The sequence below is a fragment of the Serratia sp. CY43202 genome, assembly GCF_052168755.1.
Lineage (GTDB): Bacteria > Pseudomonadota > Gammaproteobacteria > Enterobacterales > Enterobacteriaceae > Serratia > Serratia bockelmannii.
Genome location: NZ_JBJNMB010000030.1, coordinates 1 through 679 on the forward strand (window position 1 = coordinate 1; position 679 = coordinate 679).

Sequence of the window (679 nt, forward strand, 5' to 3'; positions counted from 1 at the left end):
TTTGTGATTCATGACTGGGGTGAAGTCGTAACAAGGTAACCGTAGGGGAACCTGCGGTTGGATCACCTCCTTACCTAAAGATATTAGTTCGAGTGGCGTGCTCACACAGATTGTCTGATGAAAAAGTAATGAGCAAACAAAACCTTGTGGTATAGGTAAGTGCCGGGAGATTTGTGACTGTCCAGTGCAGTGACAAACGACAATGGCGCTCGATTTTTCACGAAAAATCTCACCTTTACCCGAAATTATCGAATCGGTGATTCGATAAGCCAATTTCGGGTCCCCATCGTCTAGAGGCCTAGGACACTGCCCTTTCACGGCTGTAACAGGGGTTCGAATCCCCTTGGGGACGCCATTCCGATAATGAGTGAAAGACATTATCACCGGTTAGCGATAACCGAAAAAATCTTAAAGATGACTTGCGAGTCATTTTTAAGATATTGCTCTTTAACAATCTGGAACAAGCTGAAAATTGAAACATGACGGCTGAAATTTATCCCTCCGTAGACGTATTGGGATGAAGAGTAACCTGTCATAGAGTCTCTCAAATGTTTGCAACACGAACGATGGAAACATCTTCGGGTTGTGAGGTTAAGTGACTAAGCGTACACGGTGGATGCCTAGGCAGTCAGAGGCGATGAAGGGCGTGCTAATCTGCGAAAAGCGTCGGTAAGGTGAT

The 679-nt window shown here is 45.4% G+C and carries 1 tRNA gene and 2 rRNA genes; all 3 read left to right on the top strand.

Annotated elements, in window-relative coordinates:
- A 16S ribosomal RNA gene (locus tag ACJ8J5_RS24750) occupies positions 1-73 on the top strand; the annotation flags it as partial.
- 206 nt (positions 74-279) lie between these two features.
- Positions 280-355, top strand: a tRNA-Glu gene (locus ACJ8J5_RS24755).
- A gap of 234 nt (positions 356-589) precedes the next feature.
- A 23S ribosomal RNA gene (locus ACJ8J5_RS24760) occupies positions 590-679 on the top strand; the annotation flags it as partial.